The 20,307-nt window shown below is 60.1% G+C and carries 23 protein-coding genes and 1 pseudogene; 12 read left to right on the top strand and 12 right to left on the bottom strand.

Annotation, left to right across the window (positions count from 1 at the left end):
- Positions 1-2: 2 nt before the first annotated feature.
- The 5 genes from B9N88_RS08905 (at position 3) to B9N88_RS08885 (ending at position 2,703) form a co-directional block, all read left to right on the top strand.
- Complete coding sequence (locus tag B9N88_RS08905) at positions 3-899, top strand: LysR family transcriptional regulator (RefSeq protein ID WP_027604350.1); 897 nt, start codon at positions 3-5, stop codon at positions 897-899.
- Positions 900-1,063: 164 nt separating this feature from the next.
- Positions 1,064-1,246 carry a type II toxin-antitoxin system HicA family toxin gene (locus B9N88_RS08900; protein WP_003189411.1) on the top strand — a complete coding sequence of 61 codons (183 nt, stop codon included), beginning with the start codon at positions 1,064-1,066 and terminating at the stop codon, positions 1,244-1,246.
- A 22-nt stretch (positions 1,247-1,268) separates the two neighbouring features.
- Entirely contained in the window at positions 1,269-1,679 is a 411-nt protein-coding gene (locus B9N88_RS08895) for a type II toxin-antitoxin system HicB family antitoxin (protein WP_027604351.1), read from the top strand.
- An 88-nt stretch (positions 1,680-1,767) separates the two neighbouring features.
- The gene (locus tag B9N88_RS08890; RefSeq protein ID WP_027604352.1) at positions 1,768-2,109 is read left to right on the top strand and encodes a hypothetical protein; all 342 of its coding nucleotides are present in this window, start codon (positions 1,768-1,770) and stop codon (positions 2,107-2,109) included.
- 93 nt (positions 2,110-2,202) lie between these two features.
- Positions 2,203-2,703 (top strand): methylated-DNA--[protein]-cysteine S-methyltransferase, encoded by a 501-nt coding sequence (locus B9N88_RS08885; RefSeq protein WP_027604353.1) that lies wholly within the window; start codon positions 2,203-2,205, stop codon positions 2,701-2,703.
- Here B9N88_RS08885 and B9N88_RS08880 read toward each other — a convergent pair whose 3' ends face one another.
- A complete protein-coding gene (locus B9N88_RS08880) occupies positions 2,704-3,486 on the bottom strand; it encodes a GNAT family N-acetyltransferase (RefSeq protein WP_027604354.1) in 783 nt (260 codons plus the stop codon). It lies immediately after the preceding gene.
- Positions 3,487-3,661: 175 nt separating this feature from the next.
- On the opposite strand from B9N88_RS08880, the gene B9N88_RS08875 reads away from it, so the two are divergent.
- Positions 3,662-4,087 carry a low affinity iron permease family protein gene (locus tag B9N88_RS08875; RefSeq protein WP_027604355.1) on the top strand — a complete coding sequence of 142 codons (426 nt, stop codon included), beginning with the start codon at positions 3,662-3,664 and terminating at the stop codon, positions 4,085-4,087.
- 54 nt (positions 4,088-4,141) lie between these two features.
- On the opposite strand, the gene B9N88_RS08870 is transcribed toward B9N88_RS08875, so the two are convergent.
- The 4 genes from B9N88_RS08870 to B9N88_RS08855 form a co-directional block, all read right to left on the bottom strand.
- Positions 4,142-4,669, bottom strand: coding sequence for a DUF4142 domain-containing protein (locus tag B9N88_RS08870; RefSeq protein ID WP_027604356.1), 528 nt, complete (start codon positions 4,667-4,669; stop codon positions 4,142-4,144).
- A 118-nt stretch (positions 4,670-4,787) separates the two neighbouring features.
- On the bottom strand, positions 4,788-5,429 hold the full coding sequence (locus tag B9N88_RS08865; protein ID WP_027604357.1) for a LysE family translocator: 642 nt from the start codon (positions 5,427-5,429) through the stop codon (positions 4,788-4,790).
- 54 nt (positions 5,430-5,483) lie between these two features.
- A complete protein-coding gene (fos, locus tag B9N88_RS08860) occupies positions 5,484-5,894 on the bottom strand; it encodes a fosfomycin resistance glutathione transferase (RefSeq protein ID WP_027604358.1) in 411 nt (136 codons plus the stop codon).
- 11 nt (positions 5,895-5,905) lie between these two features.
- Positions 5,906-6,832 (bottom strand): LysR family transcriptional regulator, encoded by a 927-nt coding sequence (locus tag B9N88_RS08855; RefSeq protein ID WP_027604359.1) that lies wholly within the window; start codon positions 6,830-6,832, stop codon positions 5,906-5,908.
- A gap of 68 nt (positions 6,833-6,900) precedes the next feature.
- Here B9N88_RS08855 and B9N88_RS08850 point away from each other — a divergent pair, with 68 nt between their 5' ends.
- The gene (locus B9N88_RS08850) at positions 6,901-7,389 is read left to right on the top strand and encodes a DMT family transporter (protein WP_027604360.1); all 489 of its coding nucleotides are present in this window, start codon (positions 6,901-6,903) and stop codon (positions 7,387-7,389) included.
- Here B9N88_RS08850 and B9N88_RS08845 read toward each other — a convergent pair whose 3' ends face one another.
- The 5 genes from B9N88_RS08845 to B9N88_RS08825 all read right to left on the bottom strand — a co-directional run bounded on the left by B9N88_RS08845 (position 7,390) and on the right by B9N88_RS08825 (position 12,584).
- The gene (locus tag B9N88_RS08845; protein WP_027604361.1) at positions 7,390-8,721 is read right to left on the bottom strand and encodes an MFS transporter; all 1,332 of its coding nucleotides are present in this window, start codon (positions 8,719-8,721) and stop codon (positions 7,390-7,392) included.
- Between the two features lie 59 nt (positions 8,722-8,780).
- Positions 8,781-9,722, bottom strand: a complete 942-nt coding sequence (locus B9N88_RS08840; RefSeq protein WP_027604362.1) for a hydroxymethylglutaryl-CoA lyase — start codon at positions 9,720-9,722, stop codon at positions 8,781-8,783.
- Complete coding sequence (locus B9N88_RS08835; RefSeq protein ID WP_027604363.1) at positions 9,719-10,912, bottom strand: CaiB/BaiF CoA transferase family protein; 1,194 nt, start codon at positions 10,910-10,912, stop codon at positions 9,719-9,721. The genes B9N88_RS08840 and B9N88_RS08835 overlap by 4 nt, the downstream gene beginning before the upstream one ends.
- Positions 10,913-10,980: 68 nt before the next feature.
- A complete protein-coding gene (locus B9N88_RS08830; protein WP_027604364.1) occupies positions 10,981-11,910 on the bottom strand; it encodes a LysR family transcriptional regulator in 930 nt (309 codons plus the stop codon).
- Positions 11,910-12,584 carry an NAD(P)H-binding protein gene (locus B9N88_RS08825; protein WP_027604365.1) on the bottom strand — a complete coding sequence of 225 codons (675 nt, stop codon included), beginning with the start codon at positions 12,582-12,584 and terminating at the stop codon, positions 11,910-11,912. Before B9N88_RS08825 ends, B9N88_RS08830 begins: the two co-directional genes overlap by 1 nt.
- A gap of 355 nt (positions 12,585-12,939) precedes the next feature.
- Between B9N88_RS08825 and B9N88_RS08820 the strand changes: the two are divergent.
- A pseudogene (locus B9N88_RS08820) lies at positions 12,940-14,167 on the top strand (aminotransferase class I/II-fold pyridoxal phosphate-dependent enzyme).
- A 140-nt stretch (positions 14,168-14,307) separates the two neighbouring features.
- Complete coding sequence (locus B9N88_RS08815) at positions 14,308-15,495, top strand: MFS transporter (RefSeq protein WP_027604366.1); 1,188 nt, start codon at positions 14,308-14,310, stop codon at positions 15,493-15,495.
- Here B9N88_RS08815 and yiaY read toward each other — a convergent pair.
- Positions 15,462-16,610, bottom strand: coding sequence for an L-threonine dehydrogenase (yiaY, locus tag B9N88_RS08810; protein WP_027604367.1), 1,149 nt, complete (start codon positions 16,608-16,610; stop codon positions 15,462-15,464). The genes B9N88_RS08815 and yiaY overlap by 34 nt on opposite strands.
- A gap of 125 nt (positions 16,611-16,735) precedes the next feature.
- Here yiaY and B9N88_RS08805 point away from each other — a divergent pair, with 125 nt between their 5' ends.
- Entirely contained in the window at positions 16,736-17,752 is a 1,017-nt protein-coding gene (locus B9N88_RS08805; protein WP_027604368.1) for a DUF4917 family protein, read from the top strand.
- Positions 17,753-17,813: 61 nt separating this feature from the next.
- Here the strand turns inward: B9N88_RS08805 and B9N88_RS08800 are convergent, their stop codons facing one another.
- Positions 17,814-18,341 carry a helix-turn-helix domain-containing protein gene (locus B9N88_RS08800; protein ID WP_027604369.1) on the bottom strand — a complete coding sequence of 176 codons (528 nt, stop codon included), beginning with the start codon at positions 18,339-18,341 and terminating at the stop codon, positions 17,814-17,816.
- 158 nt (positions 18,342-18,499) lie between these two features.
- Between B9N88_RS08800 and B9N88_RS08795 the strand changes: the two genes are divergently transcribed.
- Together B9N88_RS08795 and B9N88_RS08790 are read left to right on the top strand one after the other, a co-directional pair.
- Positions 18,500-19,282, top strand: coding sequence for an aldolase (locus tag B9N88_RS08795; RefSeq protein ID WP_027604370.1), 783 nt, complete (start codon positions 18,500-18,502; stop codon positions 19,280-19,282).
- A 28-nt stretch (positions 19,283-19,310) separates the two neighbouring features.
- Positions 19,311-20,183, top strand: a complete 873-nt coding sequence (locus tag B9N88_RS08790; protein ID WP_027604371.1) for a dihydrodipicolinate synthase family protein — start codon at positions 19,311-19,313, stop codon at positions 20,181-20,183.
- Positions 20,184-20,307 lie beyond the last annotated feature (124 nt).

The raw sequence follows: 20,307 nt of genomic DNA, 5'->3' as shown, positions 1-20,307 counted from the left end.
GGATGCTCGACCTACGCAAGCTGCGTTACTTTCTGACCGTCGCCGAAGAATTGCACTTCGGTCGCGCGGCCCTGCGCCTGCACCTCGCCCAGCCGCCTTTGACCCGGCATATTTCAGCGCTGGAGGCAGAGTTGGGTTTCAAGCTGTTCGATCGCACCAGCCGCACCGTGACCCTCACCGCACAGGGACGCTCGTTCTTGCCCTATGCACGTGGCGTGTTGGAACAGGTGGAGTTGGCTCAGGTGATTGCCGGGAAGTTGGCAGCAGGGACAGCGGGTCAACTGGCCTTGGGCTACGTCAGCTCGATTGCCCTGTCGGACCTGTTCAGCCAATCGATCCAGGCCTTCGCCCAACGCTTTCCCGATGTGCAACTGACCCTGGTGGAATGCGCCTCCGGCAGTCTCGGTGCGCAAGTGGCCGATGGACGGCTGGATATTGGGTTGAGCCGGCTGTTGCCACAAAACGACGCAGTGCAAACGCTGTCGTTGGGCGAGGAACCCTTGGTGGCAGCGGTGTCGAGTGACAGCCCGTTGGCCTGCCAGGCCGACATCAGCCTGGCGCAGCTCAGTGCCTATCCTTTGATTCTGTTTCCAGCCGATTACGGCTCGGGGCTGAACCAGTCCATCGAGCAGCTTTACCGCCACCATGGCGTGCCCCTGCATGCCGGACCGACCGGACGGCAGATCACTTCGATCATTGCACTGGTGGCCGCTGGGCAAGGGGTGGCGCTGGTGCCGGCCTGTACCCGGAGTTTGATGAACAAAGGCGTGACTTATCGGCCTTTGGTGGAGGCGGATGCGTGTGCGCAGTTGTTGGTGTTGACGCCGACCGAAAGACACAGTGTGTTGATTGACGCGTTTCTTGCCGTTATAGGAGAGGCATTACACATCCGGCAATGACCCGAAAAACCTCGCAATACCTCCCCACAGCGCCGATCCCACTGGCTTTTACACTGCATTCACCACCTGCCGAAATACCGGCCATCGAAGACTGGTAGGTAGAGTGTTGATAATTTATTTTCAGTGGTTATAGTCACCACCAACACACACCACAAGGATGTGCTGTGGATAGCCGATACTTGATAGGTCACATCGTCGCAGACGGCTGGTACCTGGTGCGCATCAGAGGCAGTCATCACCACTTCAAGCACCCGACGAAGCCTGGCTTGGTGACGATCCCCCATCCAAAGAAAGACCTGTTGGACAAGACCGCCAAGAGCATTTTGAAACAAGCTCTGTTGAGTTAATCGTCCCTGGAGGACAACGAACATGCTGTACCCCATCGCAATTTCAACCGGTGACCACGATCACGCCTGGGGCGTGGAAGTCCCGGATATTCCCGGTTGCTACTCTGCCGGCGACGACCTGGACGACGCCATGGCCATGGCGCGCGAAGCCATTGAAGGGCACTTCGAAATCCTCGCGGAAGACGGCGCGCCGATCCCGAGCGCCCAGAAGGTCACCGTGCATGCCGCCAACCCTCAGTACGCCGGCTGCACTTGGGCGGTTGTAGACATCGATGTCACCAAGTACCTGGGCAAGGCGCAAAAACTCAACATCACGTTGCCGGGCTACCTGCTCAACCGCATCGATGAATACGTACTGCACCACCCGGAGGAAAAAAGCCGCTCCGGCTTCCTCGCGTCGGCGGCGCTCAAGGTGCTGCAACAGGATCGGTAGCTGCAACGGGAGCAAAGTCTGAATGCGGCACTGCATCCATAGCGTGATGATGTCGCTTCATTGAGCTTGCGGCCCCAGGGTTATTGCCATGATTGAACCCAAACAACCCACATCCACACCTGTTCTGCGCCAAGTACTCGGCTGGGTGCTGGTGTTGCCACTGCTGGTCGCGCTGGTGCGACTTCCGTACCCCTTGGGGCTGGGGCTGGCGCTCGGATCCATCGCCGCATCCGTCTACGGCGTAGTGTTTGCCAGGCGCCATGCCAGCCGAGGCGTCACCGCATTCGCTGCAATCGTCACGCTGTTCAATCTGATTTCCCTGGTCGCCATCGGGGAGGCCTCAGTCATCATGGGGCTCTACAGGATTTCCTGGTTCTACTGGTACCCGTACTATTCCAACTGGGTTTACTGGAATGTCCAGGGCCAGTGAGAATTCCACCGCAAGAAACGTAGTGTTCAGTCCGGCGGATGGCAATACCGTAGGCCTGTAGCGTTTAACAACTGCCCCTCGAGGAGCCCGCTCATGTCTTACGAATACAAGCTCATGCCCTCCCCTGTCGGTGAGCTCACCCTGGTGGCGCGCGATGGCAAGCTCAGTGCCATCCTGTGGGAAGTCGAGCGCGCCAACCGTGTGCGCCTGGGTCAATTGCACGAAGCCAACGACAGCCCGGTGCTGTTGGAAACCGAGCGCCAGTTGAAGGAGTACTTTGCGGGGACTCGCCACACATTCGACCTGGAACTGGATTTCACCGGTACCGCCTTTCAGAAGCAGGTCTGGCAGGCGCTGCTGACTATTCCTTTTGGCGAAACCCGCAGCTACAGCCAGATCGCCCGGCAAATTGGCAACCCGAAAGCCGTACGAGCCGTGGGCGCCGCCAATGGGCGTAATCCCATCTCGATCATTGCGCCGTGCCATCGAGTGATTGGTGCCTCGGGCACCTTGACCGGGTTTGCCGGAGGACTCGACGCCAAGCAGTATCTGTTGACGCTTGAGGACTGCAGCCAGGTGAAAATGAGCTTCTGATCAGGCAATTGCAACCGGCCCTCGAGTAAAAGCCTGGTAATCGAATAAGCCTTCGAAACCCAGCTTGCGATACAGCGAGATCCCCTCCATCGTCGCTTCAAGAAAACAGCGCCGGGCCCCCAGGCTTGCAGCGTGAAGCAGGGCGGCTTGAAGCAATCGCGTGCCATAACCTCTTGCGCGAAAATCCACGAGCGTGCCGAAATCGCTAAGCCGTGCCTCTCCATTCCACATGGATAAAGTCAACGAACACCTCACCTGCCCCTCGGTGGAAAGGATGAAGTGGTAAAGCGATTGGCCCGTTTCAAGGGCCCGCTGGTGCCGGGCCTGATAACGTGCAACACCCTCGGGCGCCATCGAAAACGCATTGCCAAGGGGAACTGCCCAGTGGGCCAGGTTCCGAGTCAAGCTGATCTGCACCGAGCGGTCATCCGTAGATAAAACAAAACCCGACAGATCGAGGACCATCGCAGTGGTCTTTTCGGCAGGCTGAAAGCCCAGCCCGATGAGGGCCTCGGCTACCGCACCGACCTTTTCCTCATGAATCACGACGCGCGTATCCAGGAAAATACGACGAAGCAGGTCCAGGGGCGCTGTCATAGCCCCCCCCAGCGGGGCACTGCCGACCCGGATAAACAACAGGTTCCACGGGTCGAAATATTCGCCGGTAAAGTAAGCGTTGATACAGGCGTTGTAGCGGCGATGCAGCGAGCACGTCGCGGCGAAATAATGATCTTCGGTCTGGTGATAAAGCGTAGGCAGGTCGCAGGCGGTATCAGCGTGCATGGGAATTTCCGCATAAAAACCCAGTCTTGCGCCTATCGCTGCAGAGCGCCGTAGGCTCACTCCTAAGAACCGTGCAGAAAACGCACGATGTTGCTCACACCCTAAGTTGTAAAAAGAAATTTCAGAGCGTGCCTGCGGTCAGTATTTTCATCACTCACCTTTAAGGAAAACGGTCATGAAATTCTCTGCAGTCTCACAATCCCTGTCCCGTTGGGCAGGCAGTGCCCGGACGTTCTATGCGGCGGTCGCGTTGATTTTCCTGTGGAGCTTGAGCGGTCCGTACTTCCACTACAACGACACCTGGCAGTTGATCATCAACACCTCGACCACCATCATCACCTTCCTGATGGTGTTCCTGATCCAGAACACGCAAAACCGCGATAACGACATCCTGCACATCAAGATCGATGAACTGCTGCGGGTCTCCAAGGATGCGCAGAACGCCGTGCTGAGCCTGGACGGCCTGGACCGCAAGGAACTGGAAAAACTGCGCCAGGAATACCGCAGCATCGGCAACACCGGCACCGTCAGCCTGAACAGCAGCTGTGGCCACGCGGCCGACGATGCGGCCCCGAACAAGACCGATCTGAACCAGGCATAAAAAAACGGCGGTTGGACATGATCCAACCGCCGTTTTTTATATCAAGCGAAAGGCTCAACCGTCGCCTTGATGGCCCTTACCGTAGGTCGAGGCCAGGGCTCGGGCCTTTTGCAGACGTTCTTCCAGCTTGGGCAGCGTCTCATCCACCAGTGCCTTGATTTCCGGCACATCCGAGGCCGCCCCTTCGCGCTTGAACAGGGCAATGGCGTCTTCGTTTTCCTTCACTTGCTGCGCGGTGTAGGCCGCGTCGAAGGAGTCGCCGTCCTTGAGTTCGGGCATCAGGGTTTCGGCCTTGTCGACGATCTTCTCCCGTGGGGCCACGGGCAGGTCAAGCTTCTTGGCGATCGCCGCCAAATGCTGGTTGGCCAGGGTGCGCTCGTTGATCACCTCGATGGTGTAGTCCTTGATTTCCTGGGACGAGGTCTTGGCGTGGGCCATGCGACTGGTTTCGATATCGGCCATGCCTTTGGCCGAAGCCTGCTCGATGAATTCAGCAGGCGACTGGGCGAAAGCATTGCTGGCGCCGAGGCCCAGCAGCATCGCGAAACTGGCGGTGCGTAACCGGATAGCCATGCGGCTCATGATGGGTTCCTCCAGGGCAAAAATAAGTGCGGGGAAAGACACCTCGCCCTGAATTCGAATTTTCAGGGCGGCAAAGGTTTAGAAAAAACTTGCCCGTGCGACGAACGGTCGTGCCCAGTCAGGCCGGTTTGCTGCCGAACAGGCCTGGCAGCGCATGGGCCAGGGCATTAATGGCGAAGCCGATAAACATCACGCCGCAAAGCCTGGTGATGAGGATTTCGTGGCGCTGATACACCGTGCGCACCCGCTGGGCACCGACCACGCCGATCAGGATCGCGTAGGCCAACAGGCCACCGACGAAGCTCAGGAAGATCAACGCCGGCAGCATCGACCAGGTCAGCAATTCGGCGCGGCTGGACAGCAATGCAGTAAATGTCGCCACGGCCACCGGATACGCCTTGGGGTTGGTCAAGCCGAACAGGATGCCGTGCCAGAACGGATGCCGCGCCGCGCCCTGGGGGGCTTCACTGCTGCGACGCTGGGTACGAATCGCGCGCCAGCCGAGCCAGAACAGGTACAGCCCACTGAGCACGCCGAGCACATCGAACGCGCTGCTGCCGACTTCCCGCGCGCCCACAATCGCGATCAGCGCCGTACTGCACCACAGCACATCGCCGAGCAAGTGCCCGCACAGAAACCCCGCCCCGGCACGACGCCCCCGGGCGGCGCCGATGCCAAACACCGCCAATACGCCGGGGCCAGGCGTAATACCGTAGATAAAACCCGAAGCGAGGACGGCAAGCAGCAAGGAGGGGGTCATGGTCGCGACTCTGACAAAACATGGGAAGGTGGACGGATTCTGCACGTTCCTGCGCTATGGGTAAAACCGCATTCCCGCATAGGGCTGGTCACGGCAGGCCAGCAGGCGCGAAGCCAGGTCGCCGACATGGGCTTCGAGCTTATGGCCGTCGGGATCAAGGAAATAGAACGAGGCACCTTCGCTGCGATTGTCGCGCCACGCTTGCACCTTGGCGGCGCGCAGACGCGAGACCAGCGCAGCGAAATCACTCGCAGCGACAGTGAACCCATAGTGGGTGTAATCGGCCGACGGCTTCGAGTCGCGCAGCGGATCAAGGGACAGGCATAGCCATAGGCCCGGCAATGACAAATAGGCGCCGGTGTCCCAGGTGGCGTCGAGCTTGAGTTGCAACAACTCATGGTAAAAGGTGACGCTGCGACTCACGTCGGTGACGGCCAGGGTCAAGTGGTTGAAGCCTGAGAACATGTTTTTTCCTGTTATCTGCGGCCTTCGGACAACATACCCTGCACCTGCCCAATCAACCACTGCAACCCCGAATCCCCGCCCCGTCGCGCATGCCACGCCAGTTCAAAGGTAAACGACGGAATATGAAACGGCGGCGCCACGGCGACCAGATGCGGGTGATCAATATTCAGCAAGCCTCGCGACGATACGGTGAGAATCAAGTCCGTGCCCTCGATCAACTGCGGCGCCACGCCCCAGTGCGGCAGGCTGATCGCCACATGCCGTCGCTCGCGAATCGCGGTCAGTGCCCGCTCGATTTCCGGCGCGCCGCTGCCGCGCATTTCCAACAGTACGTGGGGGCGCGACAGGTAGGTGGGCAGGTCGAGCGCACCGCCCTGCGGCAGGCTGTTGCGGTCCAGCAGGCAGGTGTAATGCTCTTCGAATAACGCTGCGGTGCGCAGCTCGGCGGGCATGTCGGGAAAGACGCCGGCAGCCAGGTCGATATCACCATTGAGCACGCCCTCCACCATGCCTTCGCGGCTGGCCTGGATGATTTGCAGGTCGATACCGGACGCTTCACGTCGCAGGACGCGGACCAGACCCGGTAGGAAAATCGCCGCACTGTAGTCCGACATCGCCACGCGAAACCGGCGCTTGGCCGATGCCGGGTCAAAGCGATTCGGCGCCAGCAACGCCTGCACCTGGGCCAGGGCTTCGGCCAATGGCGCCGCTAACTCCAGGGCGCGGGCCGTGGGCACTAACATGCCGCCCTGGCGTACCAGCAACGGGTCACCCAATAAATCGCGCAAGCGCGCCAGCGCGTGGCTCACTGCCGGCTGGCTGAGGTGCAAACGCTCGGCGGCGCGGGTGACGTGTTGCTCACTGAGCAAGGCGTCAAGGACCACCAACAGGTTAAGGTCGACGCGGCGCAGATCATTCATCAGTTGCATGCTCGGCATAAGAACTTGGAATTTAAATTTGCGTGACGAATAGCCTAGAGTCCAGCAAAACCTCTGGGAGATTCGCCATGACGACGTTGCATTGGGCCGGTTTGTTGCTATTGGCGGTGATCGCCGGGGCGATGGTGCCGTTTCAAAGTGCGATCAACGCCAGCCTCGGACGCAGCCTTGGGCACCCGCTGTGGGCCACCCTGGCGTCGCTGCTGGTAAGCATCCTCGTGCTGCTGCCGGTGATCGTGGCGCTGCGCCTGCCGCTGCCCGGCCTCGCATTTATCACCAAGGCGCCGCTGTGGATGTGGGCCGGGGGCGCGTTTGGCGTGTGCTTTATCGCGCTGGCGTTGACGCTGCTGCCCAAGCTGGGCGCGTCGGGGTTTATCGCCCTGGCCATGGCCGGGCAGATTCTCGCGTCGCTGCTGCTGGATCACTTCGGCCTGTTTGGCTTGGCGGAGCGCCCACTGACAACGCCCCGAATCCTTGGCGCGTTGTTGTTGATGGGCGGCGTGGCGTTGATTCAGTTCAGCGCCACACCGGCCCACGCGCTGACAACCGCCGGCTGATCAGGCCTTGTCGAGGGTGCGCAGCTTTTGCGGCAGGCCCCACAGCAGCAGCGCCGCCGCCAACAGCGCGCACACGCCGATCACATAGAGTGCCGGGGTGGTGCTGCCGGTAAGGTCCTTGATCCGCCCCACCATCACCGGGCTGACAATCCCACCGAACTGCCCGAGGGTATTGATCACCGCAATCCCGCCCGCCGCGCCTGCGCCGGCACCGGCCAGCAACTTGGGTGGCAGGGTCCAGAAGGTCGGGATCGACGCGATGATGCCGGCGCCCAACATGCCCAGGGCGATGATCAGGAAGGTGGTGTGGTCGGCAAAGATCCCGGCACTGAAGAAGCCCACCGCGCCCAGCACCACCAAGCCGCAGACAAACTTGCGGCGCTCGCCGGTCGCGTCCGACAGCCGCCCGATCACCACCATGCTGATCGCGCCGCACACATAGGGAATCGCGGTGAGCAGGCCGATCATCACCGGGCTTTGGGTGCCGGCGCTGCGGATCAGCTGCGGCGCCCAGAAGTTGAGGCCGTAAGACGCCACCTGGATCAGGAAGTAGATAAACCCGAGCATCAGGAAGCCGGGAATGCGGATCGCCGACAACAGTGAGCCGCCATGTGTGTTCGGCTCATGCCGGGCAATGCGGCTCGACAGCAGGGTCTTCTCCGCCGGCGTCAGCCAGTGCGCATCTTCGATACGGTCCTTGAGCAGGGTCAGCACCAGCAAGCCCAAGCCGATGCAGGGCAAGCCGCCGAGCAGGAACAGCCAGTGCCAGCCGCGCATCTGCAGCACGCCGTCGAGGTGTTCCAGCACCAGGCCGGAGAACGGCGCACCTACCAGGCCGGCAAAGGCGGACGCCAGGAACAGCATCGAGGTAATGCGCCCGCGGAAGTGCTGCGGGAACCACAACGTCAGGTAATACAGCACACCGGGCGCGAAGCCCGCCTCCATCGCACCGATGATGAAACGCAGGCCATAGAACTGCCATTCGGCGGTGACAAACACCATGGCCGCCGTGGCCAGGCCCCACGACATCATGATCCGCGCAATCCAGCGCCGCGCGCCGACCTTGTACAGCATCATGTTGCTCGGCACTTCAAAGATCACATACCCCACCACGAACAACCCGGCGCCCAGGCCGTAGGCGGTGTCGCTCAGGCTGAGGTCGGCCTGCAGCTGGAACTTGGCAAAGCTGATGTTGATGCGGTCAAAAAACGCGAACAGGTAGCACACCATGATCAGCGGCATCAGGCGCCAGGCGACCTTGCTGACCAGGGCTTTTTCGGCATCGATTTCAGCGGCCGGGCGCGCGCCGGCCTCCAACGTATTAGTGCTCATGGTTTCTCTCCAGCGGACTGCTCACAGGCGTCCGATTGTTTTTGTTGTCTGGTATGGCGTTACAAGGCGGCGATGTAGTCCGGCGGCGGATGCAGGTCGCAATTGCGCCCGGCCTTGGCCACCTGGCCAGGCAATTCATGGCCCAGCAAGACCGGCAAGCGGCGGGACAGGTTCAGCAGGTGCGGCAGGTCGACTCCGGTGTGAATGCCCACCTCTTCACACAGGTTGACCAGGTCTTCGGTGCAGATATTGCCCGACGCCCCCGGCGCAAACGGGCACCCACCCAGGCCACCCAACGCCGCGTCAAAACGCCGTGCCCCGGCTTCGTAGGCGGCCAGCACATTGCACAGGCCCAGGCCGCGGGTGTTATGGAAATGCAGGGTCAGGTCGCTGGCCGGCACGTGTTGCAACACGCGCTTGACCAGGCGTTCCACCTGGCGCGGGTTGGCCATGCCGGTGGTGTCGGCAAGGCTGATGCCCTGGATGCCGAGTTGCAGATAGGCCTCGACCAGTTGCAGCACGCGGTCTTCATCGATCCTGCCTTCGAACGGGCAGCCAAAGGTGGTGGCGATGCTGCCGTTGAGGCGTACCGGGTGCCCGGCGGCAAAGCTGACGATCTCGCCGAATGCCGCCAACGACGCCTCGCACCGCATGCGCATATTCGCCAGGTTGTGGGTCTGGCTGGCCGACATCACCAGGTTCAGTTCATCGGCGCGCGACTCGACGGCGCGCTGGGCGCCCTTGAGGTTAGGGATCAGCGCAACGTAGATCACCCCGGCTTTGCGCGCAATGCCCTGGAACACGTGTTCGCCATCGCGCAATGCAGGGATGGCCTTGGGCGACACGAAGGAACCGGCTTCGATCCGCGAAAAACCGGCCAGGGAAAGCTGGTCGATCAGGGCGATCTTGTCAGCGGTCTCGACCCAGGTCGGTTCGATTTGCAGGCCATCGCGCGGGGACACTTCCTGCACGATCAGCGGGTCGGAATAGTCAGTGATCATTGCACCACTCCCGAGGTTTTCAGGCGTTGGATGTCGGCAACCGTAAGGCCCAGGCTGCCGAGGATGTCATCGGTGTGCTGGCCCAGGCTCGGGCCCTGCCAGTTCACGGCGCCGGGGGTTTCCGAGAGCTTGGGTACGATGCCGGGCATCTTCACCGACACACCGCCCGGCAGTTCGGCATTGAGCAACATGTCGCGCGCCTGGTAGTGCGGGTCGCTGACGATATCGGCCACGGAGTAGATGCGCCCGGCCGGCACTTCGGCGGCTTCCAGGGCGCTGAGCACCTGCTCGATAGGCAGGCTGCTGGTCCAGTGGGTGATGGCGGCATCGAGCAAAGCGCTTTTCGCCGCACGGCCATCGTTGTGGGCGAATTCGGCGGCTTCGGCCAGGTCGGCACGGCCGATGGTGGTCATCAGGCGCTTGTAGATCGGGTCGCTGTTACCGGCGATCACCACATAGGCACCGTCGGCGGTCAGGTAGGTATTCGAAGGTGCGATACCGGGCAAGGCACCGCCGCTGCGCTCACGCACGTGGCCGAGCATGTCGTATTCGGGCACCAGGCTTTCCATCAGGTTGAACACGCTTTCCGCCAGGGACACATCGACAACCTGCCCGTCGCCCTGGCCCGTCTTGACCCGCAGCAACGCCATCAGCGCGCCGATCACGCCATGCAACGACGCCAGGGAGTCGCCTAGGCTGACGCCGACCCGCGCCGGGGGCGAGTCGGGGTTGCCGGTGGTGTAGCGAATCCCGCCCATGGCTTCGCCGATGGCACCGAAACCAGGGCGGTCGCGGTACGGGCCGGTCTGGCCGTAGCCGGAGATACGCACCAGGGTCAGCTTGGGGTTGAGCGCGTGCAGTACGTCCCAGCCCAGGCCGAGTTTTTCCAGGCCACCGGGGCGCAGGTTTTCGATCAGCACATCGGCGTCGCCGAGCAGCTGCTTGATCAGGTCCAGGCCTTCAGCGGACTTGAGGTCCAGGGCCAGGGATTTCTTGTTGCGCGATTGCAGGTACCACCACAGCGAGGTGCCTTCATGCAGCTTTCGCCATTTACGAAGTGGATCACCCTGCCCCAGGGCTTCGATCTTGATCACCTCGGCACCGAACTCGGCCATCAGCCGGGCGGCGAACGGCGCGGCAATCAGCGTGCCGATCTCGATCACCTTGATACCGCTCAAGGGAGCCGTCATGGGGTGTACCTCTTATTCTTGGAATGTGCAGCCAAGGCTAGAGGACAGGGACAGGAAAAATCCAACCGTCAGTTGGCAAGGAGCGTTCGCTGAATGCGAACGCTCAGGTAATCGAACAACAGCCGGCTCACGGGTGACAACTGCGCCTCATCGCGCACCACCAGGATCAAACTGCGGTCCGACCAGGCATCGGTCAGCGGCACGGCATGCAGGCCCAGGGCACGGCCAAACAACTCATAGGCCTTCAGCGGCAGGATGCCGATGCCCATGTTCGCCTGGACCATCCGGCACATCGCATCAAAGCCCGGCACATGAATACGCAGGCGCAGTGTCTTGCCGGCCTCGCGCGCGGCGGCGTGGGTGCGCATGTTGATCGAGCTGGCGGCGTGCAGGCCCACGTAGTCACTGTCCAGGGTCTCGGCGAAGGCCAGGCTTTCGCGCGGCGCCAAGGGGTGATCCGCCGGCATCAACACCACCAGTTTGTCGTGGCGATAGGTCACGCTGGGCAGGCCCTTGGTGTCGGTATCACTGGAGCAGATCCCCAGGTCCGCCACCCCATCCAGCACACCTTGCACCACGCCGTTGCTGGGGCGTTCTTCGAGGTCGGTTTTCACTTCGGGATGCAGCCTGGAAAAATCCCGCAAGTCTTCCGGAAGAAACTGAATAATCGCCGAGAGATTGGCCAGCATCCGCACATAACCGCGCACGCCGTGGCTATGCTCGCCAAGCTCCAGGCCCATTTTTTCCACGTTGAACAGCATCTGCCGGGCATGGTGCAGCAGGGTTTCGCCGGCGGCGGTGAGGTCCATGCCCTTGGCCCGTCGCACGAACAGGCTCACCCCCAGCACCTGCTCCAGCTCCATCAAACGCTTGCTGGCTGCCGACACGGCGATGGCTTCGCGGGCGGCGGCGCGGGTCAGGGTGCCCTCTTCGAACACCGCGACGAACAGCTGCAGGGTGATCAAGTCAAGGCGACGCACCAGGCTCTTGTGCAGCATCAGGCGCGCTCGGACGCCAGGCGATTGATCTCGGCCTGTTCCACCACCGGTTGCGGCGCGCCATGGCGCACCGCCGCGAGCATCGCCCGGCCAACGGTCTCGGTGCTCACCACCCAGCCCGGCTTGACCCGACGCACCAACGACAGTACGGGCCCGAGTACGGAATAGAAGGCTTGATACAACGGCGTCTTCGAGCGCACACCGTGCAGCGGCTGAATGATCCCCGGCCGGAACAGGAACACCGCCTTGAACGGCAGGCGCAGCAGGGCATTCTCGGTCTTGCCCTTGACCCGCGCCCACATCGACTTGCCCGCTTCGGAGCTGTCGGTACCGGCGCCGGACACGTAGATAAACGTCATTTGCGGATTAAGCCGCGCCAGGGTGCTGGCGGCGACGAGGGTCAGGTCATAAGTGAGGTGGGTGTACTTGGTTTCATTCAGGCCGGCAGACGACACGCCGAGGCAGAAGAAACACGCGTCAAACCCTTGCAGCAGGTTTTCCAGGGGTTGGAAATCCAGCATGTCGCTGTGCAATACCTGATGCAACTTGCCGTGTTCCCGGGTCAGGGGCGTGCGGCCGACGGCGACGACTTCCTGTACGTCAGCGGCCAGCAGGCACTCGCGCAGGACGCCCTGGCCGACCATGCCGGTGGCACCGAATAACAGAACTCTCATCAAGTACTCCCTTCATCCATATGGTTTCGACTACCCAAGAGACAGGTCCTTGAAGGCCATCGTCACATCCGGCCGGTATGCGGACACCTTACTCAATCCTGCGGGATACGACCTCAACAAAACGCGAACGCCCCCACTGCATTCATTTACCCAATCACAATCAAATGCTCCCTGGATCCGCTACGTTGAGTCATGCACATAAGAATCGGTCGGATGTCCATTGGGACTTACAAAATGTAGGACCTTACTCACAACAAAATATCCATTCGGAGTAGCTTGCATGGGAAATATCTGACTTACCTTATCAAAATTTCCCCTTTACTGTTTTTGCCTTCCCTAAGGACAGGTAAAAACAATGGAAAATATTCATTCAAAAAACCAGTTCACAAATTACAAAAAACTGATCGACCTTGCCGACAGAGACTGGCACTCAGCACAGTCAGGCCGAATTTGCGAACTTAATGTAAAAGTCAAAAGCAACAACCAACTTATTGATCAGTACGGACGAAAACTTCATCACTTTTGCACAACATCATATCTTGGCCTCGACTATAACCCAAAGATACTAAAAGGGGCTATCCAAGGAATAAAAGAAAGCCAAAACACTTCGCATTGCAAACTCAAAAAATCGATGCAAACTTGAAATACTTGAACGATATGAAACAGAGCTATCAGGCCTTTTCAACTCAATCTGCCTCAGCACTTTGTCCTGTAGTGCGGCCAGCTCCGGACTCTTGCCCATGCTCGCCAGCGGCGTATTTACCAATAACTCCCCACCCACAATGATATTCGACAAATATTCCCACTATTCAATGAATCATATTAAAGCCTCGTGCGCAGATGAAACAGAAGTAAAAACCGCGCCTCACAATGACATGTGCTGGATTGAAGACTTGTGCAAAAAACGTAAAAATGTAGCTTACATAGCAGACGGCATATACAGCATGGGTGGAGTCGCAGATATCGATAGCCTGCTCTACTTGAAGGCGCGTTACGGACTGTTCCTTTATTTGGATGACTCCCACGCCTTGTCCGCATTTGGAGATAAAGGGGCCGGTTTTATCCGGCCGCGCTTGCAAGAGATAGACAATAAAACCTTAATCGTGGCCTCTCTAGGCAAATCATTTGGTGCCAGTGGAGGAATGATCATGTTCGGTAGCGAAAGACAGAAAAGTCTAATGTATCGATACGGCGGGCCCAGTAACTGGTCCCAAAGTCTCAATTCTGCCGCTATAGGAGCCGGGCTGGCGTCAATAAAAATACATCAAACAACCGAGCTATCCGTGCTTCAAGAACAGCTTCAAACCAATATCCGGTTATTCGACAGCCTTATCCACACTGAACAACAGGGTGCCGACACCGCAATACGATTGGTAACCTGCGGCGAGGCTGAAAAAGCGAACAAACTCGCTATGCGACTGGCTGACAGCGGATTTTTCACCTCTGCCGTATTTTTTCCTGTCGTGCCCAAGGAAAAAGCAGCATTACGTATAACTCTTCGGGCAGACATGAGCCCTAAAACAGTAGAGTTGTTTTGCTCCACACTGACAGCCTTAATACAGGAACATAAAGACGCAAAATAAATTGCGCACCTACTATAAACAACCGCCACATACTCACTCTTATTTCTCAATGAGCATAAACATCAATCATTGTTCGGATCCATACGGAGGAATCGACTTACGATGACGTACGCAGAACTTAAGGCGCAGGACGCCTCCCCTTGAAAAACACCACCCGTCTCGCCCTCGCTTGCTGCGCCGCCTTCCTCGCCCAAGTCGGCATTAGCAGCTATTTGCCCGCTGTGCCGGTCATCGCCCAGTCCCTGCTCGCCGCCGAGGACTACGTCGCACTGGCCCTGGCCGTGTACCTGGTGGGCATGGCGCTGCCGATGTTGCTCTGGGGCAGCCTGGGGGAGCGTTTTGGCAGAAAGCCGGTCCTGCTGGCGGCGCTGGCGGTATATGCCTCGGCAAGCGCGGCGATTCCATCGGCATTTAACGTCGAGTCTTTTTTGTCATTACGCCTGATTCAGGGTTTGGGCGCGGGTGGAGTCGCGGTCATGGCCAGGGTGTTGGTGCGGGACAGTTTCAGCGGGGCGCTTTTGGCCAGAGGGTTGTCGTGGCTGGGGATGACGTTTGTAATCGCGCTAGGTATCGGCCAGTTCATGGGGGCGCTGTTGCAGGCGGCCTTCGGCTGGAAGGCCATTTTCTATGGGTTGGCAATAAGTGCCCTCACGTTGATTGCTGTGCTGCAAAGGGTGGTGTTTCCGTCAGTGATGAAGGCTGATTCGCCAGACTCAGCCTGGCGGATCTACACCACGATTGTGCGGCATCCCCCCTTTCTACACGCAGCATTGGCCGGTGGGCTGGGCTATGGGGTGATCATTGCCTTCAACACCTGTGCTCCGCTGATACTGCAAGGGCGCTTCGAGTGGAGCGCGGCGCAGTACGGCTGGCTGGGGTGGCCGATCAGCGGGGCCTATCTGGCGGGGGCGTTGATGGTCAACCGCTTCGTCGCGCGGATGGGGCGGTTGACGATGATGAGCTGGGGCGTGGCGCTGGCGTTAATGGGAACGGCGCTGATGCTGTTGGGTAGTGTATTTGCCAGCGGGATCGCGCTGTTGTTGTGGTTGCCGTATTGCCTGGCAGTATTTGGGCAATCGATGAGTTACCCCATCAGTTTGTCACTGGCTAATGATCAGTCGCCGGTCAGCGGTTCCTATGCCATGGCCTTGAGTGGCTTCATGCATCAGTTGATGGCCGCGTTGATCGGCGGCGTAGCAAGCCTGCTGGTGAGCCAGCAGGCTTGGCCATTGGCGCTCTTGTGCGTGGCATTGGCTGGCGGCGCGTTCATGTGCACCGCCAGTTGCCGGACAGATCAGAACGCGCTACGAAAGATCTCCTCAATCTGACGCTGATCGGCGCGCCGTGGGTTGGTCAGCCCGCACGCGTCCTTCAATGCATTGGTAGCCAGCAGCGGAATGTCCTGCAACTTGGCCCCCAGTTCGCGCAGGCCGGCGGGGATTTCAACGTCCTGGGACAGGCTGCGAATGGCGGCGATGGCGGCTTGGGCGCCCTCTTCGTCAGTGGTGCCCTTGGCGTCGACACCCAGCGCGCGGCCGACATCGCTCAAGCGCTTGGCACTGACGCTGGCGTTGAAGCTTTGTACATGGGGCAGCAGCACCGCGTTGCACACGCCGTGAGGCAGGTCATAGAGACCGCCGAGTTGGTGGGCCATGGCATGCACGAAACCGAGGGAGGCATTGTTGAACGCCATGCCTGCGAGGAACTGGGCATAGGCCAAGTTTTCCCGCGCGGCCTTGTCGCTGCCGTCGCGTACGGCCAGGCGCAGGTTGGCGCTGATCAGTTCGATGGCCTTGATCGCACAGGCGTCGGTGATCGGGGTGGCCGCCGTGGACACGTAGGCTTCGATGGCGTGGGTCAGGGCGTCCATGCCGGTGGCGGCGGTGAGGCCCTTGGGCATGCCGACCATCAGGCTCGGGTCATTGACCGACAGCAGTGGCGTGACGTTGCGGTCGACGATGGCCATTTTCACGTGGCGGGTTTCGTCGGTGATGATGCAGAAACGCGTCATCTCGCTGGCGGTGCCTGCGGTGGTGTTGATCGCCACCAGGGGCATCTGCGGCTTGCTGGATTGGTCGACCCCTTCGTAGTCGCTGATATGCCCGCCGTTGGTGGCGCACAGGGCGATGCCCTTGGCACAGTCATGGGGCGAACCGCCGCCCAGGGACACCACGAAATCGCAGGCGCTCTGCTGCAGCAACGCCAGGCCTTTCTCGACGTTTTCCACATTGGGGTTGGGCTTGGCGCCGTCGTAGATCACCGAATCGATGTCCTGCATCGCCAACTTCTCGGCGATCATGCCGGCCACGCCCGCCTTGGCCAGGCCCGCGTCGGTGACGATCAGCGCTTTGCGAAAACCGTAGTTGCGAATGGCATTCATGGCTTCGTCGAGGCAGTCGGTGCCCATGATGTTGACGGCGGGAATGAAGAAGGTGCTGCTCATGGCGAATCCTCGGATGACGTGTATGCCTACAGCATCAACCTCACCTGCCTGCGGCATCTTGACCAGGATCAACGCCGGCTCGTGATAAAGTCGCCATCCAGCCGATTTCGAGTAGACCCACAGCAATGAAGGATTTCCAGGATATTGACGCCCACCTTGAAGATTGGAGCGCCCTGCGCAGCCGCACCGCCTTCAGTGGGATTCTGATCGGCAATGGCGCGAGCCGCACGATTTGGGAAGACTTTGCCTACGACTCGCTGTTCGAAAACGCACGCACCGTCGAAGAAAAACCCCTGGGCCCATCCGAGCTCAGCGTGTTCGACGCCCTGCAGACCCGCAGCTTCGAGCAGACCCTGGGGGCCTTGAAAACCACCAGCCGAGTCAACAAGGCCCTGGCGGTCAGCTCGGCGGCACCGCGTAATCGCTACTACGCGATCAAGGAAGCGCTGATCAATACCATCCACGCCGTGCACATTCCGTGGCGCCTGGTGCAGCCGTCGACGCTGGCGACGATCAACCGCGAACTGGCGACCTACACCAGCGTGTTCACCACCAATTACGACCTGCTCAACTATTGGGCGATCCTGCACACGCCGGGCATCGACGACCTGTTCCGCAGCGCCGATGCCAGCTTCGACCTGCGCAACACCCACACCGATAGCACGCGCATCCTCTACCTGCACGGCGGCCTGCACCTGGTGCGCAACCTTGACGGCACCGCACGCAAATTGCCGAGCACCGACAGCACCTTGCTCAGCAGCTTTGCGATCAACAACACGATCAAGACCCTGGACGATGTGCCGCTGTTTATCAACGAAGGCACGGTGCAAGAGAAGCTCAAGACCATCCGCAGCTCGGATTACCTGTCGTTCTGCTATGAACAGTTGCTGAGCCATGAGGGCGCGCTGTGCATCTTTGGCCATGACCTGGGAACGCAGGATCAACACGTGGTGGATGCAATTCGCCAGGCCCGCCCCGCGACCCTGGCGATCTCGGTATCGGGCCGCAGCGACGGGTTTATTCGCCAGCAGAAGCGGCGGTATTCGCAGTTGTTTGATGGCAGTGGCGCGCAGTTGAAGTTTTTTGCCGCGCGCACGCATCCGTTGGGTGACCCCGCACTGTCGGTACCTGTCGAACGTTGAGCCACCGGTGGGAGGGGCTTGCTCCCGCCCATACCGACCGCATTTCAAACCGTCAGCGCGGTCATTCTTGCGAGCTGTGTACAACCACCAATAGCTGCGCCTGCACAGGCCCTACCGAACGCAGCCGATGCGGCTTCTGCGCATTGAAATGCAGCGCATCGCCGCGCTCCAGAATCACCCGTTCGTTCATGAAATCCACTTCTACCGCCCCTTCATGCACGAACAGGAACTCCTCTCCAAGGTGCTCCTTGAAGGTCTTGTCGGAGAATTGCGCCGGCGGGTAGATGATGAACGGCAACAAGCTGCGCTCACTGACCTGATGGGCCAGCACTGCGTAACCCGGCGCGGTGTCGGGCCGCTCATGGCTGCGCACCAGGCTGTAGCTGTCGAGGCTGACGCGGTCTTCGCTGAACAGTTCTTCGACCTTCACGTTCAACGCCTTGGCCAGTTTCAGCGCAGCGGCAATCGACGGCGTGTTGAGCCCACGCTCGACCTTGGACAGGTAACTCTTGGTCATCCCGGACTTTTCAGCCAGGGCCTCCAAGGTTACGCCAAGTTTTTTCCTCAATAATTTCAAACGGATAGACATGTGCTGCGGTTAATCCATGCAGAAGCGATAAGCTGCGCTTGCCAATGACACTTTGTGTCATATAGCATCATTAGTGTCATTTGCCTCACCCAACGACCTTGCGAGCAGCGGGAGACCAGCAAATCCGACGTCCATTGAACCACCCAAAGGACACCGATATGGCCAAGACATTAGCACTCCCCAAAGACCAACTGGTCAAGCAAGCGCTGGTCCAGATGCAAAACACCCTGGCGGATAATACGTGGACCGTCCGGCAAAAGCTGGCGCTCACTTGCCGAATCCTGTTCGAACACGGCCACGACTCCGGCCTCGCCGGGCAGATCACCGCGCGCGGGCCTGAACAGGGCACCTACTACACCCAGCAACTGGGCCTGGGTTTTGATGAAATCACGGCCAGCAACCTGTTGCTGGTCAACGAGGATCTTGAGGTGCTGGAAGGTCACGGCATCCCCAACCCGGCCAACCGCTTTCACAGCTGGGTGTACCGCGGGCGAGCGGATGTGAATTGCATTATTCATACGCACCCGACCCATATCGCTGCGCTGTCGATGTTGGAAGTGCCGTTGCAGGTGTCCCACATGGACCTCTGCCCGTTGTACGAAGACTGCGCGTTCCTGGAGGCCTGGCCGGGCGTGCCGGTGGGCAATGAAGAGGGGGAAATCATCACCGAGGCCCTGGGCGACAAGCGCGCGATCCTGCTGTCGCACCACGGCCAGTTGTCGACCGGAGGGAGTGTCGAGGAAGCGTGCGTGATCGCGCAGTTGATCGAACGCGCGGCCAAGTTGCAGTTGCTCGCCATGGCAGCCGGTGCGATCAAGCCGATCCTGCCGCAACTGGGGCGCGAAGCCCATGCCTGGATTTCCCGACCCAAGCGCCACGGCGCCGCGTTCAATTACTACGTGCGGCAGAACCTGCGCCAGCACGCCGATTGCCTGAACTGACCCGACCTTTTTCTACCGGAGACTTTCCATGTCCAGCCCAACTATTCACGGCATCATCGGCTACACCATCACCCCGTTCAGCGCTGACGGCCAGCGCATCGACCTCGACGCCCTCGGTCGTTCCATCGACCGTTTGATCGACAGCGGCGTGCACGCCATCGCGCCTCTGGGCAGCACCGGTGAAGGTGCGTATTTGAGCGATGCCGAGTGGGACGAAGTCAGCGCCTACAGCCTGGCAAAAATCGCCCGGCGCGTGCCCACGGTGGTCAGCGTCTCCGACCTGACCACCGCCAAGGCCGTGCGCCGCGCCCGCTACGCCGAAGCCAATGGCGCGGATGTGGTGATGGTGCTGCCGGCCTCGTATTGGAAGCTCAGCGAGGCGGAAATCCTCGCCCACTACGCTGCGATCGGCGACAGCATCGGCGTGCCGATCATGCTCTACAACAACCCGGCCACCAGCGGTACGGACATGTCGGTGGATCTGATCCTGCGTATCGTCAAGCAGGTGGCAAACGTGACGATGGTCAAGGAGAGCACCGGGGACGTTCAACGCATGCATCAACTGCGGCGCCACAGCGACGTGCCGTTCTACAACGGCTGCAACCCGCTGGCCCTGGAAGCCTTCGCGGCCGGAGCCAAGGGTTGGTGCACGGCGGCGCCAAACCTCATCCCGCACCTGAACCTGGCGTTGTATGCGGCGGTGCTGGCCAATGACCTGGACAAGGCGCGCGAGCTGTTTTATCGGCAGTTGCCGTTGCTGGAGTTCATCCTCAAGGGCGGGTTGCCGGCGACGATCAAGGCCGGGCTGCGCCTGACCGGGTTGGAGGCGGGCGAACCTCGTTTGCCGGTGTTTCCATTGGGTGAAGCAGGGATCGAACAACTGAAGACCTTGCTGCGGTAAAACTGCGACCTTATGTGGGAGGGGTTTGCCTCCTCCCCATATTTTAATCCGGGCCCGTCTAAAATAGAGACAAATGACAATGGTTCTCGATATCATTCGCGACTTTTCCACGTCGTGCTTCGTC

It is taken from the genome of Pseudomonas sp. LAMO17WK12:I1, from assembly GCF_900177315.1.
GTDB classification, from domain to species: Bacteria; Pseudomonadota; Gammaproteobacteria; order Pseudomonadales; family Pseudomonadaceae; genus Aquipseudomonas; species Aquipseudomonas marginalis.
Note: the sequence above shows the minus strand (reverse complement) of the source record. Positions and strands in the feature narration are given on the sequence as shown.

Coding starts and splice junctions, on each gene's coding strand:
- B9N88_RS08905 (WP_027604350.1), top strand. CDS start 3: ATGCTCGACCTACGCAAGCTGCGTTACTTTCTGACCGTCGCCGAAGAA.
- B9N88_RS08895 (WP_027604351.1), top strand. CDS start 1,269: ATGCTGTACCCCATCGCAATTTCAACCGGTGACCACGATCACGCCTGG.
- B9N88_RS08890 (WP_027604352.1), top strand. CDS start 1,768: ATGATTGAACCCAAACAACCCACATCCACACCTGTTCTGCGCCAAGTA.
- B9N88_RS08885 (WP_027604353.1), top strand. CDS start 2,203: ATGTCTTACGAATACAAGCTCATGCCCTCCCCTGTCGGTGAGCTCACC.
- B9N88_RS08880 (WP_027604354.1), bottom strand. CDS start 3,486: ATGCACGCTGATACCGCCTGCGACCTGCCTACGCTTTATCACCAGACC.
- B9N88_RS08875 (WP_027604355.1), top strand. CDS start 3,662: ATGAAATTCTCTGCAGTCTCACAATCCCTGTCCCGTTGGGCAGGCAGT.
- B9N88_RS08870 (WP_027604356.1), bottom strand. CDS start 4,669: ATGAGCCGCATGGCTATCCGGTTACGCACCGCCAGTTTCGCGATGCTG.
- B9N88_RS08865 (WP_027604357.1), bottom strand. CDS start 5,429: ATGACCCCCTCCTTGCTGCTTGCCGTCCTCGCTTCGGGTTTTATCTAC.
- fos (WP_027604358.1), bottom strand. CDS start 5,894: ATGTTCTCAGGCTTCAACCACTTGACCCTGGCCGTCACCGACGTGAGT.
- B9N88_RS08855 (WP_027604359.1), bottom strand. CDS start 6,832: ATGCCGAGCATGCAACTGATGAATGATCTGCGCCGCGTCGACCTTAAC.
- B9N88_RS08850 (WP_027604360.1), top strand. CDS start 6,901: ATGACGACGTTGCATTGGGCCGGTTTGTTGCTATTGGCGGTGATCGCC.
- B9N88_RS08845 (WP_027604361.1), bottom strand. CDS start 8,721: ATGAGCACTAATACGTTGGAGGCCGGCGCGCGCCCGGCCGCTGAAATC.
- B9N88_RS08840 (WP_027604362.1), bottom strand. CDS start 9,722: ATGATCACTGACTATTCCGACCCGCTGATCGTGCAGGAAGTGTCCCCG.
- B9N88_RS08835 (WP_027604363.1), bottom strand. CDS start 10,912: ATGACGGCTCCCTTGAGCGGTATCAAGGTGATCGAGATCGGCACGCTG.
- B9N88_RS08830 (WP_027604364.1), bottom strand. CDS start 11,910: ATGCTGCACAAGAGCCTGGTGCGTCGCCTTGACTTGATCACCCTGCAG.
- B9N88_RS08825 (WP_027604365.1), bottom strand. CDS start 12,584: ATGAGAGTTCTGTTATTCGGTGCCACCGGCATGGTCGGCCAGGGCGTC.
- yiaY (WP_027604367.1), bottom strand. CDS start 16,610: ATGAGCAGCACCTTCTTCATTCCCGCCGTCAACATCATGGGCACCGAC.
- B9N88_RS08805 (WP_027604368.1), top strand. CDS start 16,736: ATGAAGGATTTCCAGGATATTGACGCCCACCTTGAAGATTGGAGCGCC.
- B9N88_RS08800 (WP_027604369.1), bottom strand. CDS start 18,341: ATGTCTATCCGTTTGAAATTATTGAGGAAAAAACTTGGCGTAACCTTG.
- B9N88_RS08795 (WP_027604370.1), top strand. CDS start 18,500: ATGGCCAAGACATTAGCACTCCCCAAAGACCAACTGGTCAAGCAAGCG.
- B9N88_RS08790 (WP_027604371.1), top strand. CDS start 19,311: ATGTCCAGCCCAACTATTCACGGCATCATCGGCTACACCATCACCCCG.